At 51.1% G+C, this 17,092-nt stretch carries 13 protein-coding genes, 1 tRNA gene and 2 pseudogenes; 13 read left to right on the top strand and 3 right to left on the bottom strand.

The genetic code is table 11. The annotated features are described in order from the left end of the window. Positions 1–51: 51 nt before the first annotated feature. The 9 genes and pseudogenes from acuR (at position 52) to GA0061070_RS08715 (ending at position 9,908) form a co-directional block, all read left to right on the top strand. Positions 52–728, top strand: a pseudogene (acuR, locus tag GA0061070_RS08760) (acrylate utilization transcriptional regulator AcuR). Positions 729–758: 30 nt separating this feature from the next. Beyond that, positions 759–1,736, top strand: a complete 978-nt coding sequence (gene acuI, locus GA0061070_RS08755) for an acrylyl-CoA reductase (NADPH) (protein ID WP_090135362.1) — start codon at positions 759–761, stop codon at positions 1,734–1,736. Positions 1,737–1,870: 134 nt separating this feature from the next. Next, positions 1,871–3,322 carry an AMP nucleosidase gene (locus GA0061070_RS08750; RefSeq protein WP_090135360.1) on the top strand — a complete coding sequence of 484 codons (1,452 nt, stop codon included), beginning with the start codon at positions 1,871–1,873 and terminating at the stop codon, positions 3,320–3,322. Positions 3,323–3,337: 15 nt separating this feature from the next. Next, positions 3,338–5,113, top strand: coding sequence for an aminopeptidase P family protein (locus GA0061070_RS08745; RefSeq protein WP_090135358.1), 1,776 nt, complete (start codon positions 3,338–3,340; stop codon positions 5,111–5,113). An 810-nt stretch (positions 5,114–5,923) separates the two neighbouring features. Beyond that, a complete protein-coding gene (locus GA0061070_RS08735) occupies positions 5,924–6,706 on the top strand; it encodes an alpha/beta fold hydrolase (protein WP_090135356.1) in 783 nt (260 codons plus the stop codon). Positions 6,707–6,800: 94 nt separating this feature from the next. Next, positions 6,801–7,364, top strand: a complete 564-nt coding sequence (locus tag GA0061070_RS08730) for a peptidylprolyl isomerase (RefSeq protein WP_090135354.1) — start codon at positions 6,801–6,803, stop codon at positions 7,362–7,364. A gap of 41 nt (positions 7,365–7,405) precedes the next feature. After that, a complete protein-coding gene (locus GA0061070_RS08725; protein ID WP_090135353.1) occupies positions 7,406–7,732 on the top strand; it encodes a hypothetical protein in 327 nt (108 codons plus the stop codon). A gap of 10 nt (positions 7,733–7,742) precedes the next feature. Next, entirely contained in the window at positions 7,743–8,579 is an 837-nt protein-coding gene (locus tag GA0061070_RS08720; protein WP_090135351.1) for an MBL fold metallo-hydrolase, read from the top strand. Between the two features lie 114 nt (positions 8,580–8,693). Then, positions 8,694–9,908 carry an acyltransferase family protein gene (locus tag GA0061070_RS08715; protein ID WP_090135349.1) on the top strand — a complete coding sequence of 405 codons (1,215 nt, stop codon included), beginning with the start codon at positions 8,694–8,696 and terminating at the stop codon, positions 9,906–9,908. Between the two features lie 218 nt (positions 9,909–10,126). Here the strand turns inward: GA0061070_RS08715 and GA0061070_RS08710 are convergent, their stop codons facing one another. Beyond that, positions 10,127–11,014 carry a LysR family transcriptional regulator gene (locus GA0061070_RS08710; protein WP_090135347.1) on the bottom strand — a complete coding sequence of 296 codons (888 nt, stop codon included), beginning with the start codon at positions 11,012–11,014 and terminating at the stop codon, positions 10,127–10,129. A gap of 411 nt (positions 11,015–11,425) precedes the next feature. Between GA0061070_RS08710 and GA0061070_RS08705 the strand changes: the two genes are divergently transcribed. Genes GA0061070_RS08705 through GA0061070_RS08690 form a run of 4 tightly spaced genes read left to right on the top strand, consistent with a single transcriptional unit; the run spans position 11,426 to position 16,432 of the window. Beyond that, complete coding sequence (locus GA0061070_RS08705) at positions 11,426–12,853, top strand: bifunctional 2-methylcitrate dehydratase/aconitate hydratase (protein ID WP_090135345.1); 1,428 nt, start codon at positions 11,426–11,428, stop codon at positions 12,851–12,853. Positions 12,854–12,902: 49 nt separating this feature from the next. Then, complete coding sequence (locus GA0061070_RS08700) at positions 12,903–14,045, top strand: hypothetical protein (RefSeq protein WP_090135343.1); 1,143 nt, start codon at positions 12,903–12,905, stop codon at positions 14,043–14,045. Then, positions 14,042–15,022: an aminoglycoside phosphotransferase family protein gene (locus tag GA0061070_RS08695; protein ID WP_090135341.1), complete on the top strand. Its 981-nt coding sequence runs from the start codon at positions 14,042–14,044 to the stop codon at positions 15,020–15,022. Before GA0061070_RS08700 ends, GA0061070_RS08695 begins: the two co-directional genes overlap by 4 nt. A gap of 27 nt (positions 15,023–15,049) precedes the next feature. Further along, positions 15,050–16,432 (top strand): MFS transporter, encoded by a 1,383-nt coding sequence (locus GA0061070_RS08690; protein ID WP_090135339.1) that lies wholly within the window; start codon positions 15,050–15,052, stop codon positions 16,430–16,432. Positions 16,433–16,743: 311 nt separating this feature from the next. Here GA0061070_RS08690 and GA0061070_RS08685 read toward each other — a convergent pair. Both GA0061070_RS08685 and GA0061070_RS08680 read right to left on the bottom strand, forming a co-directional pair. After that, a tRNA-Asn gene (locus tag GA0061070_RS08685) sits at positions 16,744–16,819 on the bottom strand. 81 nt (positions 16,820–16,900) lie between these two features. After that, positions 16,901–17,092, bottom strand: a pseudogene (locus GA0061070_RS08680) (FMN/FAD transporter); the annotation flags it as partial.

The following is a 17,092-nucleotide window of genomic DNA, read 5'->3' as shown; positions in this document are numbered from 1 at the left end:
CATTTATCATCGGCGTAGCCTGTAGCGAATTAAAACCAATCGGTCTAAATTATGAGTAACGAAACGGCAGCGCTGGAAAAACCCCGTCGCGGGCGTCCGCCAAAGGTGGAACGTGACTTCACAGATACTCGCCAGGAGTTGATTCGTTCCGGTCTCGAAGTGATCACCGAAACCGGCTATTTAGCAGCCGGAATTGATGCGGTGATCAAAAACATCGCCGTGCCAAAAGGCTCGTTCTACCACTGCTTCAAGAGCAAGCATGAATTCGGTATGGCGGTGATCGACGCCTATGGCTGCTTCTTCGCGCATAAACTCGACACGTTTTTACTCGATACACAACACGCCCCGCTGCAACGGATAGAAGCCTTTGTGCTGCATGCCGGCCAGGGGATGGCGAAATACGATTTCCGTCGCGGCTGCCTGGTCGGCAACCTGCTACAGGAAACACCACTTTTACCAGAAACCTTCCCCGAACGCCTGCGGGCGATCCTCGACGCGTGGGAAAGCCGTGTCGCAAGCTGCCTGAACGAGGCAAAACTGCGCGGCGAGCTGGCAACAGACGCACAGCCCCGTGAACTGGCGCGCCAGTTCTGGTCTGGCTGGGAAGGTGCAGTGATGCGCGCCAAACTGTTCCGCTCTGTGGATCCCCTCAACCAGTTCTGGGCGTTCTTCCGGCACAGCATTACAGCAAAATAACACCTGCACAGAACGGCAAAACTGCCGAATAATCAACGTTATCCGACGAGGAAAACGCAGTCATGAAAGCATTAGTTCTGGAACAGCTTGAGAATAAAACCCTGGCAGAAATCAAAGACGTGGCGCTGCCCGCGCTGGCCGAGGGCGATGTCCGGGTCGATATTGACTGGTCCAGTCTCAACTATAAAGACGCGCTGGCCATCACCGGTAAAGGCAAAATCATTCGCCAGTTCCCGATGGTGCCGGGCATCGATTTTTCGGGCCGCGTCAGCGAAAGCCGCGACCCGCGCTTTGTGCCGGGCCAGGCGGTTATTCTGACCGGCTGGGGCGTGGGTGAAAACCATTGGGGCGGCCTTGCGGCGCAAGCCTGCGTGAAAGGTGACTGGCTGGTTCCTCTGCCGGAAAGTTTAAGCGCACGTCATGCGATGATCATCGGCACCGCCGGTTTTACTGCCATGCTGTGCGTCATGGCATTGCAGAAAGCCGGAGTGAAACCGCAGGACGGCACAGTGCTTGTCACCGGCGCCAGCGGCGGCGTGGGCAGCACCGCCGTGGTACTGCTGAAAGCGCTGGGTTATCGCGTTGCCGCCGTCACTGGCCGCGAATCCACCCACGATTTCCTGCGCCAGTTGGGTGCTGACGAGATCCTGCCGCGCAGCGATTTCGAACAGACGCGTCCGCTGGAGACACAACTGTGGGTCGGCGCGGTCGATACTGTTGGCAGCCATGTGCTGGCGAAAGTGCTGGCGCAGACTAACTATGGCGGTTGCGTGGCGGCCTGTGGCCTGGCGGGCGGTTTCGATCTGCCGACCACCGTCATGCCGTTTATCCTGCGCAACGTCCGCCTGCAAGGCGTGGATTCGGTAATGGTGCCGACGGCGCAACGTCCGGCAGTATGGGAAAACCTCGCCCGCATCCTGCCACAGAGCTACTACCAGCAAGCGGCAACGGAAATCGCGCTGGAACAGGTACCAGCAACCGCTGCCGATTTCCTGCAAAATAAAATCCAGGGCCGCACGCTGGTGAAAATCAGCGGCTAATCCCTTTCCCGGCGCGCACTGTTGCGCCGGGCGCTGCCCCCGTTTCCTCTGAATCCCCCGCCCGCGCGGCTTTTGTTTCACACTCCTGTGACATACTATCGGGAACCGCCGTAGAAGCAGACAAGGAGATAACGATGAATAAAGGCGCACACCTGACACCGGAGCAAGCGCTGGATCAACTGGAGGCGCTGTATGACCGTTCGGTCAATGCACTGCGCCACGCCATTGGCCGCTATATTGAAAATGGTGAACTCCCGGCAGCAGACGTCCGCGCACAGGGGTTGTTCGTCTACCCGTCGCTGTCAGTAAGCTGGAACGGCAGCGCGACGAAACCGCCAAAAACCCGCGCTTATGCCCGCTTCACCCACTCCGGCTGCTATACCACTACCATCACCCGCCCTGCACTGTTTCGCACCTATTTACTCGAACAATTGACGTTACTGTGCCAGGACTACGGGGCGCAGATCGAAGTTGGCCTCTCAGCCCATGAGATCCCCTACCCGTATGTGATTGATGGTTCCGAGCTGACGCTGGATCGCTCGATGAGCGCTGGTCTGACGCGCCACTTCCCGACCACCGAACTGGCGCAAATTGGCGATGAAACCGCTGATGGCTTGTTCCACCCGACTGAGTTGTATCCGCTTTCGCATTTTGATGCCCGCCGTGTGGATTTTTCGCTGGCGCGCCTGCGCCACTACACCGGCACCCCGGCCGAGCATTTCCAGCCATTTGTTCTGTTCACCAACTACACCCGCTATGTGGATGAGTTTGTGCGCTGGGGTTGCAGCCAGATCCTCGATCCAGAAAGCCCCTATGTCGCGCTCTCTTGCGCGGGCGGGCACTGGATCACCGCCGATACCGAAGCGCCGGAGCAGGCAATTTCCGATCTGGCGTGGAAAAAGCATCAGATGCCCGCCTGGCACCTGGTAACCGCAGACGGCCAGGGGATCACGCTGGTGAATATTGGCGTCGGGCCGTCAAACGCCAAAACCATCTGCGATCACCTCGCTGTGCTGCGCCCGGATGTCTGGCTGATGATTGGCCACTGTGGCGGATTACGTGAAAGCCAGGAGATTGGCGATTACGTGCTGGCGCACGCCTACCTGCGCGACGACCATGTGCTGGATGCGGTACTGCCGCCGGATATCCCGATCCCGAGCATCGCCGAAGTACAGCGCGCACTGTATGACGCCACCAAAGAGGTAAGCGATATGCCAGGCGAAGAGGTCAAACAGCGCCTGCGTACCGGTACGGTAGTCACTACCGATGATCGTAACTGGGAACTGCGCTATTCCGCCTCGGCGCTGCGTTTTAACCTGAGCCGCGCCGTGGCGATTGATATGGAAAGCGCCACCATCGCCGCACAGGGTTACCGCTTCCGTGTTCCTTACGGCACGCTGCTGTGCGTATCGGATAAACCGCTGCACGGCGAGATCAAACTGCCCGGCCAGGCGAACCGTTTTTATGAAGGGGCCATTTCCGAGCACCTGCAAATTGGCATTCGGGCGATTGACCTGCTGCGGGCGGAGGGCGATCGCCTGCACTCCCGTAAGCTGCGCACCTTTAACGAACCGCCGTTCAGATAAGAAAAAGGATTAACTATGCAAACCGCAACACCGTTACAGGCGTTACGCGATCAGCTCGTCGCGCTGGAGCTTGACGGTATCATTGTGCCGCGTGCCGATGCGCATCAGAGCGAAGACTGCGCCCCACACGATAATAAATTGCAGTGGCTCACCGGTTTTACTGGCTCAGCCGGGCTGGCGCTGGTACTGCGCGATCGCGCGTTAATGTTTGTCGATGGTCGCTACCAGGTACAGGTACGCAGCGAAGTGGATCTGCACGCCTTTGAAATTCATCACCTGCACAACGAGCCGCTGGATCAAGTTCTTGCTGCGTTGCCCGCCGGAAGCCGTATCGGTTTCGAACCGCTGCTGATGGTCAACAGCCAGTTTACCGCCCTTGACGCAACCCACTGCGAACTGGTGGCGCTGACGCGCGATCCGTTCGATGCCATCTGGCGCGATCGCCCGGCGGCACCCTGCGGTGTGATCCGTGAAATGCCCGTCGCCATCAGCGGCGAAAGCAGTGCCGATAAACGCGCACGCATTGCGCAAGTGCTGGCAGAAAAAGGGGCGGATTTTCTTGCTATCACCCTGCCGGATAACATTGCCTGGCTGTTGAATATTCGTGGCTCCGACATTGCGATGAACCCGGTAGCACACTCTTTTGCCCTATTGAGCCATGATGGCGCGGTGGAGTGGTTTGTCGATCCGCGAAAAACAACGGCGCTGTCTGCTGAAGTGAAGGCCACGCTGACGCTGAGTGATTTCGACGCCTTTCTGCCGCGCTGCCAGCAGGTTGCGCCAGGTAAACGGATCCTGCTCGACGGTGATTTTGCCCCCGTCGCACTGCGTTTTGCCATCGAACAACAGGGTGGCGAAGTGCTGTGGAGCGCGGATCCGATCACCTTTATCAAAGCGCATAAAAATCCCATTGAGCTGGCGGGCTACCGTGAAAGCCACCAGCAGGATGGCGCGGCGTGGGTGAATTTTCTGGCGTGGCTGGCGCAGGAAGTTCCGGCGCGTGAAGCTGCGGGTAACCCGGTCACCGAACTGGAAGCCCAGCAGAAGCAACTGGAATTTCGCCAGCAACAGGCCGGGTTTATCGAGCAGAGTTTCAGTACCATTTCGGCTTCAGCCAGTAATGCTGCCATGTGCCACTACCACAGCAGCGAAAAAACCAACAAAGCCATCACTGGCGCGAACTTCTACCTGAACGATTCCGGCGGCCAGTACCAGAACGGCACCACTGACGCCACGCGTACCCTGTCGTTTGGCCCGCTGGATGCGCAACAGCGCCTGCACTACACCGCCGTGCTGAAAGGCTTTCTGTCGATGTTTACCCTGCAATTCCCTGCCGGTACGCACGGCCATCAGCTTGACGCCTTTGCCCGCCGCGCGCTCTGGGATCTGGGGCTGGATTTCGATCACGGCACCGGACACGGCGTCGGCCACCAGTTGCTGATCCACGAACAGCCGCAGCGCATTGCGAAAAAGGTCAACCCGTGGCCGCTCAGCGCCGGTAATATTTTGACCATCGAACCGGGTTACTATCTGGCGGATCGCTATGGTATTCGTATCGAAAATCAGGCGGAAGTGGTGGAAAGCCAGCCCGGTTTCTGCCGCTTCTCGTCCCTGACGCTGATCCCCATCGATTTAAGCCAGGTGGAGTGGAGCCTGCTGAGCGAACAGGAGAAGCAGTGGCTGGATGATTATCACCAGCAGGTGCGTGAAACGCTGTTACCGCGGGTCAGCAGCAACGCCCGCGAGTGGCTGATTGCTGCCACTGCACCGCTGTGCGTGCAGGCAAACTAATTAAAAGCGCCGGGGCAACCTGGCGCTGATTATTGCTGAACACCAAAAAGCCGGCCCGATATGTTAGAGCCCGTTCCCCCCCATCTTGTCGAAAGCCTGACCGTTGACAGACTTCCTGTTAGTTCTCCACGTTTTGATCCTGAATGCACTGAACTTTGTCGCTACTGTATTGCGCTGGCCCGGATCCTGTCCGGGCCGGGATCCGCCTCCGCATAGAATGCGGTGAGAGTGGCTACATTTGACTTGTGACGTGTTGTTATCAACTGAGGGGCTTGCAATGAAAACAGGTTTGTTTGTACTCATGTTCATCGCGTTTTTCAGTTCAGTTGCCCACGCCGACTGTAATCCTCGTAAAGTAGCCCGCCATGCAGCGATGCAGGCCACCGTTGGCGTGTAGCCCATTGCATGAAAAACAGCCCCAAAGATGCCGTCACCAGCGTGATTCTCCCTGATAAATCAATATTCATGGTTGAGCCTTTTTTATGAGATCGAGCGTTAAGCGTAGTAGGAAGGGGAATGGGAATGGGAATGGGATACGTTTCTTTTACGCATCAATAAATTCGATAGCGATATCGAAATTATCCGTTAGAGCACAGGATAAAATTACTCTAATAATATTATTAGTGCTAACAAGATAAGAACATTTATCCGATGTTAATGCGGGAAATATCTTTGCGATTCTCCTGAAAAGTGCGCTTGCAGGATAGCTTAAACAGATAAAGATTCCATTGATATAACAGCGCACCTGAGGCTGTGTATCGACATCCGGAGTAAATGATAAAAGTAAAAATAAGCATACGGAGATTTTAAATGTTTATCCGACCACTGAAATTAACTCAGCACGTCGATGTACAGGGCCCGGAAAATGCGACGACAGTGATTCTTCTTCACTCGTTAGGAACGGATATGCATCTTTGGGATCTGCAAATGCCGCGATTAACCGAGCGTTATCGAGTAGTCCGCCTGGATATTCGCGGTCATGGGCTAAGTGCGGTCGACGCGTTACCTTTTTCAATGGAAGATCTTACCAATGATGTTATTGCTGTCGTCGATCATCTGAAAATCAATAAATTCTATGTCGTAGGTGTTTCAATTGGCGGCACGATAGCACAATGGATTGGCTTCAAATTACCACAACGCGTACAGGGGATGGTGATTATTGATACTTCGCTGGTGAATGCCGCTCCGCCATCGCTATGGCGCGCAAGGGCGGAGGATGTTTTCCAGCATGGTCTTGAGCATCTTGAGAGAGGAATTATCAGTAATTGGGTCACGCCGCAATTTATCGACTCGCCTGAAGCTGATGGCCTGAGGAAAATGCTGCGCAATACAACGGTCGAAGCTTTCTCGGGGTGTTCTTTAGCTATTGCCGATACTGATTTGACGAATATGAATATCCCCGGCGTCAGCGCGGTTATAGTCAGAGGAGCGGAAGATAAGCTGACCCCGCAAGACTACGCGCAACGTCTGGCGCAAAAGCGTAATGCCGAATTACATGTTATCCCCGGTGCTTCACATTTACCTAATTTAGAAAAACCGGATGCGCTTACCGAGGAGATCATTACATTTATTGAGAAAGCGCAAACGCATTAATGAATCAATGCCCCGATAAGGGGCCAATCAGCGCGGCTAATGAGCAAATGCAGCGGCAGGCGGTAATTTCTGTCGCCAGAATGGAGTAAATGATATGAATCGTCGGTTATTTATTGGCGGCTGCCTGGGATTATGTGCGGGCGCCGTCGCGCTGCCTGCCGCATTAAAATGGCTAGGTTCTGCAGATGATACTATTGAGATGGAGTTGAATAGTGGCATCGTCACGATAAAGTTATTTTCTGATATTGCCCCTAATCACGTGGCGCGGGTTAAGACACTGGTACAGTCTAAATTTTATGATGGTATGCCTTTTGCTCGGGTTATTGATGGGTTTATGGCGCAAACTGGTGAGCCGCTACAAAATACGCGGTTTGATCCCCGCGTAATGCCAAAACTGGCTGCCGAGATTAATGATCTGCCGTTTGAACGCGGCACTATTGGCATGGCCAGATCGCGAAATCCGCACAGTGCTTGCCATCAATTTTTTATCACCTCAACCCGTGCTCGATATTTAGATCAAAACTATACCGTCTTTGGCCAGGTCACCAAAGGAATGGAATGGGTGGATAAACTCCGCCGAGGCGATGCCGAGTTGGGCACGGTAGTTAATCCAGATGTGATTAAACGCATGCGTCTGGTGACCACCCATACCGTGTAGTTCCACGTTGCTAAAATACCTATCACAGGAGTAGTTTCTAAATGCCCAGCATTACTGTATCTACATCAGCAAAATATCGGTTGGATTCCGCCGCCTTTGCTGAATTTTCGACTGCCCTGGCAAATCTAGCCAAAGAGATACTGCAGGCTAAAGACAATAATATCCACATTACTTATCTCACTGCTGACATCGGTTATGGTACGCCGGTTTATGTCGAGGCAAAACTCAGACAAGAAATATTTCGTAGCGAGCCGGTGATGAATGAATTTTTACATCAGGTTGATTTGTTAATTAAAGAAAGGATCGGCGTGGTGGCGAGAATTCGCTGTTTCATTTATCAAGCCAATAATATTTTCGCTAAAAATTAAAGGATAAAATATGAATGAAAAATTGCCAATGAAGGACCTTGGGGATGTCTTAGTGACTGCGGTTAGCGATGGCTACTTGCAGGTTGACTTCGGGCTACTGGCAAATGTAGATGAAGCGGAGTGCAGGGCCATTCAGCAAAAAGCCTGTCCTGAGGAACCAAATTCAGTTCATATCAATACCTTTTTAGTGCAACAGCAGGGGAAGAATATCCTCATTGATAGTGGTGCAGGTGGCATTAAAGGTTGGGGGGGCGGTTTAGTTAATAATTTAGCTAAACTGGGCTTGCAACCAGATGATATTGATACCGTTCTACTCACTCATGCTCATCCCGATCATATTGGTGGCCTGGTCAATGCTCAGGGAGAAGCTATATTTCCTCGCGCGGAGCTATTCATCAGCCGTGATGAATATGATTATCTGCAAGACGATAACCAGTTTGCGACGGTCAGCGATCGCGTTAAAGGTAATTTCCTGTTGGCGCGCAGCGTTTTTAAACAGTATCAAGATCGGCTTCAGCTAATTGATGACGGTGAAGTGCTTACCGGCATACGTGCTATTCCCTTGAAAGGCCATACTCCGGGACATACCGGCTATAGCATTGTCGGCAGTCATAACAGTCTATTGATTTGGGGGGATATTGTGCATTTCCCACATATTCAGCTATTAAAACCGGAAGTCACTATCGCCTTTGATTATGCTCCACAGTTGGCAGCGGAGACGCGAGTGCGCATCCTTGAGATGGCCTGTTCCGATCATATTCTTGTCGGCGGTATGCATTTTGGTCAGCAAGGTTTTGGTTATATTAAAAAGCTTAACTCAGGATATAGTATTATTGCCGATAAGTAATAGACATTAATCCGAGTCGATACTGCTTTGCCGTTATTAATTTTTATACCAGTAATCATATTTCTATTTCAGAATAACTTGGCGATATAAAAATACCATCTGTGGAGGAGTGTAATGAGTGCTATAATAACAAAAAAAATGAGTAGTGATGAGCTTTACGGTGAAGCACATCCTGCGCCTGGGATGCAATCAATAGCGGCAGGAGCATTTTCAGTGCGGCCTAAGCTTCCTTCCATCACCGGAAGCAGGTTTTGGGCTGCTTTTTTAGTTTTTTTATTTCATGCATCATTGCCCAGCGATCTCGCCCCATTCGCCAATCCGACGATTCAACATATCTATACCGTTATTGTCGGTAAAGCTGGTTGGCTGGGAGTGTCATATTTCTTTATTTTGAGCGGGTTTATCATGGTATGGTCCGCGAAAGATACAGATACCGTTGGTGATTTTTATCTGCGGCGTTTTGCTAAAATTTATCCAACGCATTTCCTGACATGGCTGGTTGCATTTTTAATTGGTGCAGTCAGTATTTATCAATATAAATTATGGTCGACCAATCTGCTGTTGGTGAATACCTGGTTTAACGATGTACATTACTTTTTTGTCGGTAACCGGCCGAGTTGGTCTTTGTGCATCGAAGCGATGTTTTATCTCTCTTTTCCATTCCTTTACCGGATCATGAAGACGATCCCGGCAAAGCATGATTTACTGGCCCTGTTGTTGGTCACCACGGCATCGTTAGCAGTACAGATAGCGATCTATCTGTGGGCTGAACCGAATAAAATGATGGGAGCATTCCCTATTTCTCAACACCATTTCTGGTTTTCGTATATTTTCCCTCCGGCGCGTATTTTTGAGTTTCTGGCCGGTATGTTTGCTGCACGACTGCTCATCAATGGACGGGCAATTATGTTGTCGAAAACGGCATCACTTGCCTTACTGGTGGTAACGTATATTGCTTCTATGTATATTCCATACCAATTCAGTATGAGTGTCGTATTTATCATTCCTGTTTGCTTGTTAATTACCTCTTTTGCTGGCGATGACTTGAAAACCAGAAAAACTGCATTGAATTCGCCAACCTCGGTTTGGTTAGGAGATATTTCTTATGCATTCTATATGGTTCATTTCTTAGTACTGTTTTATTTTTTGAATTTAACGGCAGGAAGAAAATTTGATTTAGCTGAAGGGATTGGGCTCATCGCTGTTGCGCTGGTTCTGTCAATTGCTTTCGCCGCTTTTTTATACAAATACTTCGAAGTACCAATGATGAAAACGATCCTGGCAAAGTTTCGGGAAAGAAGGTTGGTCAGCCTGCGCGAACCCTCGTGATGACAGATTGAATATTCAGCATTTCTGGTGGGAGGCATGCGTCAATGAGATGCACTCCCACGCTTCACTGCTTAATCAGTATGAAAGCCGCAGCTTTCTACGAGATTTTCCTTGAATGACAACATATCCCCACTAATCACCCTTACCGCTCGTCTTCAATAGGTTGGTGTATTTTATAATATGGTGCGAGCATAATTCTTGCAGTTCATATGAGTTAGTTAATAACCGATATCGCGCAGCCGGGGATCCTGGAACACAGAGGTCATCATACCGGTGAATTTGGCGATATCCAGATAGGCACAGTCTGTTCGGTACACCAACTCTATTTTGAAGTCATTGAACTGCCCGGGGAGCTGATGAATCTTAATCTTGCTCTTAACTTCACTACTAATAGAACAGCGCAACACCAACGATACCCCTTTACCCGCAGCAATGCTTGAGAAAAGCACTGGATAAGATCCGCATTCAACGACACGTTTTGGCGTGATATTGCCTTCATTGAACAGCACATTGAAGTTGCGCGTAGAAGTTGCACATTTTTTGCTACTGAGCAAAAAGACTTCGCCATCCAGACTGGAGATATCAGTAATGGGAGGTTGATTTTTCTCGGTGATAATTACCAGCTCACTTGAGAGCAATGTGGAACGTGCATGTTGCGTATTGGAAAACCCGGCGCCAATAATTACCGCATCAAATTCGTTTTTATCAAAGGCGCTGAGTAAACTAATTGTGTTGCCGATTGATATGTCGATGTTCCAGCCCAGCTCCTGGCCTAAATCAATCAAGGAACTAATAATATAGGGGGGTAAACATTCAATTATTCCAACTCTTATCGTCAACTGACTGCTTTTAGAGTAGGAAATGTTGTTTTTGCAATCGTCCGCCAGGTTCAGAATTTTGAGTGCATACTCATAAAGTATCTGGCCTTGCGCTGTGGGGGTGCATCCTTCGGTTTTCCTGTCTAACAGGGTGACATCCAGGTTGTCCTCGAGACTTCGAATTCGGTGGGAAATGCTTGATTGCACTCGATTCAGGCGCTCTGCGGCTTGGGTTATATTCCCTGTCTCCACCACCGTCACGAACGCAAGAAGTTCACTTAGCTTCATTTGAGACCTTATGCTAAAAGTTGGTTTAATGTTGCAATCGCATTTATAATTTGTAACGTTTGTTTTGTCATCATGTTTCTAATTGCCAGTGTTGGTAGTGCTGGCCAGAGAGCGTCACAGCGAAGGCGTTCGACATCAATAAGCTTATTCGTATATCAATTCGCATGCCCTGAATCTCCATTGCAATGAGCCATGCTCTGCTGAATATCATTAAGGTATCAACCTTTTCGATGAATACCTCGATTTTATTCGCTGGTTTTTTATTGCCACGCCAATTACGATTTCATCAGTAAGGCCAATTATCTATTTTATAATCAATTGGTTACATAGCTACTTGTATTCGGTTATCTCGCTTTTCTGGCCTTTATTACTCGTATTGATGAAACCTTCTTTTCGTTTATGGGATAAAACATGGCGCACGCTGAGTTTGATAAAATAATGATCGATTTGGTTGATTATGCCTACGAGCAAACAGCCTTTAATAATGAGACGCTCTGGATGGCGCGTTTTTGTTTGCTGGATTCAATAGGCTGCGCGATAGCCGCCTCTACAGATACCGACTGTTCCAGACTCATGCGCAGCGCGCAATTCAGTCGCAACCCTCAGGGGGTCCCGGTGATGGGGACGCCATTGCGGTTAGGGCCAATCGAAGCGGCTTTTCAAATTGGTTCGATGATCCGCTGGCTTGAGTTTAACGATACCTGGCTGGCGCAAGAGTGGGGACATCCGTCCGATAACCTTGGGGCAATCCTGGCCGCTGCCGCGTGGCGGAGCCTCTCCGATAGCGCCCAGCCAGAGGTGAGTATGGCGGCGGTCCTGAACACCATGGTCAGGGCGTATGAAATTCATGGCGTACTGTGCCTGTCGAACTGTTTTAATGCGCTAGGTATTGATCATGTCGTGCTGGTCAAGGTGGCTTCGGCGATTGCAGCCGCACAAATCATAGGATTATCTAAGGATCAGGCGCTGAGTGCGCTTTCCAACGTGATAATTGATGGCCATGCGCTCAGAACTTACCGTCATGCACCTAATGCGGGCACCCGTAAATCATGGGCTGCCGGCGATGCCACCGCTCGTGGCCTGCAATTTGCGCTGTTTGCCCAGGCCGATGAGATGGGGTATCCGACGGCGTTAACGGCTAAACGCTGGGGATTTGATGATGCGGTGCTACGCGGTCAGTCGTTCAACCTGACACGAGATCTCTCAGACTTCGTCATCAATAATATTTTGTTTAAAGTTCCCAATCCTGCTGAATATCATGCTCAGACCGCGGTAGAGGCGGCAATTAACCTGCGTGAAAAAATACTTGCTTCCGGTTATTCACCTGAATCAATCGAATATGTTCGCGTGGAAACGACGCGTCCGGCGATTCAAATTATTGATAAATCAGGTGTGCTGAATAACTCAGCCGATCGCGATCACTGCCTGCAATATATGGTAGCGGTAGGGCTACAAACTGGAAATCTGACGATTAGGGATTTCCATGAGCCATTGGCCTGCGATCCGCAACTGGAAGCTTTACGCCACAAAATTACCTGCACTGAACGTCCTTCGTTTACCGAAAGCTACTACGCCCCGGAAAAACGCGCGATCCCGAATGCGCTGTACATTAAATGTCGTGGAATGACGGAGGAGATTGCCGAGCTTATTGAATATCCGCTGGGCCACGTCCGCCGCCGTGAGGAATGTTTTGACGCACTGCTAACCAAATTCCATCTGAATCTTTCCGACAGCCCGCTACGCGATCGGGCGGACAGACTGGCCGATATCCTGACCTCTGACTCGGCGTTTGACACTATGTCTGTTAATGAGTTCCTGAAACTTTTTTCCTGGCATTAATCCATTTCTGAATCATTGACATAAATTTATAACACTAAAGGTGAATGAAGTGAAAAAGGCAATACTGGTTGGCTGTGGTGCAGAGATTGGCGCAAACCTGTTGATTCAAAACGATCCGCAGAATGATGGTTTCGTGGTGCAGACCGTAGTGACGAATCCGCCTGCTACTGATAAACACTATCCGGAGTTACGTCCGATTGATGGCATTGTGGCGCGTCTGGCGATGGCGCAACCTGGCATCCAATCCCGGGTCGAGATAATCAATGACGATACGCTGCAAATTGACGGTCGTGAAATTCATTTTTTCTTTGGCGATTTAGCCAAAGTCTGCCCACCCGTAGACGGGCGCTTTGATATCGGTTTTATTGCCACCAGCAAACAGGATATGGATCAGAACAGTCCTGTGGCTCGCAATATGCAGGAGCTGGCCAATGTAGTACTGGGCGTCGCTGAGGCCGATAGCCTAAAAAGTATCTATGGCTGCCTTGGCGATCTGACGAGTGACGATATCAGTACGATTCAGCGTAAGGTAGTAAGTTCTGGTATGTACTGTTTGGGTTCCTGCCAGACCAACGGGATGCATGCTTCATTACGTGTTGTGGTTGAGGCACTAAATGCTATCCATGGCAACGCTTCGCAAATTGTGTCGGTTGAAACCGATATTGTGCATCCAGATACGCCGAATGGCGTGCTTGGCACTCGCTCGTTTGAAGGCCGTATGCAGGATGCCCGCGACAATCTGCGACCCAGCTTCTCGCAAATTGCCATGAGCCAGAAAAAAGTTATGCCGTGGGCGCCGTTGGTGAATACGGTGTCGCTTCGCGCGCCAGTTCATGCGCCTGGTTATCAGATTAACCGCTTTATCGTGGAAGATAACGGCGCTTTAACGACAGGTTTAATTGAAGCTGCCATTGAGCGCGTGAACAAGCTGCATCCTCATGTGGTGATGGCCTCGCGGTCGCCCCTCGGGGGACGCGCTTATGCCTATGAGCGCCGCTGTTCGACAATTCTCTCTGACGCCAACCATTTACTCATTCTTCGCCCCGCATATCTGGCGAAGCAGAATCTGAGCGAAGTGATTATCCAGTCCTTTGTTAACAATTCGGTGGGGTATACCGCAGTTGTTCGCGCCGTTGCGCGCAATATTGCCCAAGGGCTACCAGTGGCGACCTTTCAGGAGATTGAAAAATGACACGTTCCCATACCGTTGATTTTTTAAATTCTGGTTTTGTGGTGAAAACCGCCATGTCCCCTGATTTTAATAGCAAGCTAAAGGCCGAGGTTGAGCAAATAGGCGAGTTACATGCTCTTTACCCGGAACTGATGGTGCCGGTTTTACACGAGGGGTTAGCCGCCGGACGTCAGTTTTATGTTCTGGAAAAGAAAGCCTCTCTTCCGCTATCGGCTATCGTGCTTGATGAACAAAGAACGCTCGCGGCGCGGCGCAAAATCGTTCTGAATGCCCTGGAGAACATCCAAACCGCGATTGGACTGGAGATAGAAAACCAACCTGCACAGGTCAGCGATATGCCAGCCAGGTTGCAGGAGGAGTGGGAAGCTACGCGATTTGCGCACGATCTGTTTGATAAGCCGGTTTTACTGAATGGCGTCCGTTTTAGCATTACCGCCAGAGAGGTTATCGAAAAAGCAATCGAGATGGCGCGCGGTGAAGCATTCCGATCGGTTGAAAAGGCTCATTTCAATTTTCATTTTGGCAACGTGCTTTATGACGAAGAACGTTCATTGACTCACTTCATCGATCCTGATTTTTCCGTCAGTGGCCTCGATCCGCTTTTCGGCTTTTCGCGCTTTGCATTTTCGTTCTGGCATGAGCTGGCGGCCGAAGTTGAAGACGCGGTGAAAATGGTGCCGATGTCTGACGCGCTCATGTTTGTTCTGGCGAAACAAGATTACGGCAATATTCTCAGTGAAATTCCGGAAATTGGCGGCATTTCCGGACTGCTGCCGCTAATGGGCGAAAATATGCGAAATCGCTTTTATGTACTCACCGCTTACTGCTTCCTGCGGAGCATCCGTATAAACGGCAGCAAGCAGCCGTGGAAAACGCCGCGCTCGCCGGTTATCGCCCGGCCTGAGGAGGTACTGATGCTTGGGATGTTGACCTATCTCGAAGGGGCGAGCGTCGCGAGCGAAAGTCTGTACGCGTAATTTCATTCTAATAAAGGACCTGCGGATATGTCGTTGGTAAGTAGTAGTACTCTTGATCAAGGCTTTGAGGCGCCGAGGCGCTATTTAGCCGCCGCGGCCATATTAATTGGCGTGCTGATGGCGGCGCTGGATAGCTCTATTGTCAATATCTCATTGCCCACAATTGCCAGTGCGTTACAGGTCGATTCGGCGTCCAGTATCTGGATCACCAACGGCTATCAGGTAGCCAGCGCGGCGACGATGCTGATTTGCGCGTCGCTGGGCACCAGAATCGGTGAGAAGCGTTTTTACACGGCGGGAATGGTGTTATTTACGCTCTCTTCGCTGGGCTGTAGCCTTGCGCCGACCTTTGGTGTACTGGTTACCATGCGGATACTGCAAGGGGTAAGCTATGCAGTCATGATAAGCGTGGGGCTGGGCTTGTATCGGGTTATTTTTCCACCCCACGCGCTAGGAACGATATTCGGTCTGAATGCGCTGGCCTTCGCGGTTGGTACGGCTATCGGTCCGGCGTTGGGCGGACTTATCATCTCGTATCTTTCCTGGCCGTGGCTTTTCTATATCAATATCCCGCTTGGCGGCACTGCGATTATCTTCTCCTTGATTTCATTAGGGGTGGATAACGAAAAGGAGAAGGGCTTTGATTGGGCAGGGGCTCTGAGTTCGGCAGCGGCATTAGGTTTAATGGTGGTGGCTGTGGATCAAATTGGCCGTTGGGAGAGCCGTACGCTGATCTATTGCGCGGTGGCGTCAGTGGCATTATTTGCCTTCTTTTTTATCGCCCAGACGCGAGCAAAGCACCCGTTATTGCCGCTGGATATATTTCGCTCACGTCAATATACCTTTGCGGTGCTTTCATCCGTCTCTATGTTCGTGGCTCAGGGAATGGCGCTGGTCGGCTTACCGTTTGTGTTGCAACATAGCTATCACTATTCAGTGCTTGAATCGGCGTTTATCTTTACGCCGTGGCCGGTGGCTGTCGCCTTCTGCGCCCCGGTGGCGGGAAGACTGTCAAACCGTTTTAATCCGACGCAAATTTCTACCGCCGGGGTGGTTATCTTTTGTCTTGGCTTAGGGTCGTTGGCGCTATTGCCGCACGCCGCGACGGTGAATGATTTCCTGTGGCGCGTCGCCGTTTGCGGGGTGGGGTATGGCTTATTCCTGCCGCCAAACAACAAGGAGATGTTTGCCAATGTCTCAGCAAATCGCACCGTAACGGCCTCCGGCGTGCTATCCACGGCCAGGACGGCAGGACAGTCCATTGGCGCGGCGCTGGTGGCGATGGTCATCGCGCTGTTGAACGGTTTAACCGGTCTCGCCGGCGCACAATTTGCTGTTTTTGTGTTTGGTCTTGCCTGCGCCATTGCGGCAATATCCTCTATTGCCAGTGCATTACGCCTGCATCGCTAAAAAAGGAATGTCAGCGGCGGTGAATACGTTACCGCTGCTGACAAGTCACTCCGGCCACTCGATTCTCTTGCAGAGTGGATGACTGCTAACTAAACAGCATTCTCAAAACACAGATGAGAAATATTGTTTGGCTACTCAAAGCTATGAGTTTTCACACAGCCTGCGCTCAAAGCAGACTGCCAGATTTGATTGTGTGCTGCCAGTGAAAACCGTCAGATCAAGTCTGAGCTAATACACCTGATGCTTCTTATGCGCAGTGCAATAAAAGCAAAAAGCCCGCTCGGGTTTCCCTGAGCGGGCTTTTCTAAATCTGGCTCCTCTGACTGGACTCGAACCAGTGACATACGGATTAACAGTCCGCCGTTCTACCGACTGAACTACAGAGGAATCGTGTGAACGGGGCGAATATTAGCGATGCCCCTGGCCCTTGTCAAAGTCTGATTTGCGTTTTTCGGCGCGTTTGCCGAATTATTCTCCAGGTTGCGCAGAAATGGCGCTTTTCTGCGGCCTGGGATACTTCCACAACCACCTGCCGCTCGCCATACGCCAGTAGAAGAAGACGCCGCGTACCGCCCAGTCGAGGAACATCCCGAGCCAGACGCCGATCACACCCATACCGAGCATGATCCCCAGCGTATACCCTGCCACTACCCGGCAACC

Source organism: Kosakonia oryziphila (genome assembly GCF_900094795.1).
Classification (GTDB): Bacteria; Pseudomonadota; Gammaproteobacteria; order Enterobacterales; family Enterobacteriaceae; genus Kosakonia; species Kosakonia oryziphila.
This window is presented reverse-complemented; position numbering and strand designations above follow the sequence as displayed.

Bases quoted from the DNA above. Each gene is read 5' to 3' on its own strand.
- acuI (WP_090135362.1), top strand. From the start codon at position 759: ATGAAAGCATTAGTTCTGGAACAGCTTGAGAATAAAACCCTGGCAGAA.
- GA0061070_RS08750 (WP_090135360.1), top strand. From the start codon at position 1,871: ATGAATAAAGGCGCACACCTGACACCGGAGCAAGCGCTGGATCAACTG.
- GA0061070_RS08745 (WP_090135358.1), top strand. From the start codon at position 3,338: ATGCAAACCGCAACACCGTTACAGGCGTTACGCGATCAGCTCGTCGCG.
- GA0061070_RS08735 (WP_090135356.1), top strand. From the start codon at position 5,924: ATGTTTATCCGACCACTGAAATTAACTCAGCACGTCGATGTACAGGGC.
- GA0061070_RS08730 (WP_090135354.1), top strand. From the start codon at position 6,801: ATGAATCGTCGGTTATTTATTGGCGGCTGCCTGGGATTATGTGCGGGC.
- GA0061070_RS08725 (WP_090135353.1), top strand. From the start codon at position 7,406: ATGCCCAGCATTACTGTATCTACATCAGCAAAATATCGGTTGGATTCC.
- GA0061070_RS08720 (WP_090135351.1), top strand. From the start codon at position 7,743: ATGAATGAAAAATTGCCAATGAAGGACCTTGGGGATGTCTTAGTGACT.
- GA0061070_RS08715 (WP_090135349.1), top strand. From the start codon at position 8,694: ATGAGTGCTATAATAACAAAAAAAATGAGTAGTGATGAGCTTTACGGT.
- GA0061070_RS08710 (WP_090135347.1), bottom strand. From the start codon at position 11,014: ATGAAGCTAAGTGAACTTCTTGCGTTCGTGACGGTGGTGGAGACAGGG.
- GA0061070_RS08705 (WP_090135345.1), top strand. From the start codon at position 11,426: ATGGCGCACGCTGAGTTTGATAAAATAATGATCGATTTGGTTGATTAT.
- GA0061070_RS08695 (WP_090135341.1), top strand. From the start codon at position 14,042: ATGACACGTTCCCATACCGTTGATTTTTTAAATTCTGGTTTTGTGGTG.
- GA0061070_RS08690 (WP_090135339.1), top strand. From the start codon at position 15,050: ATGTCGTTGGTAAGTAGTAGTACTCTTGATCAAGGCTTTGAGGCGCCG.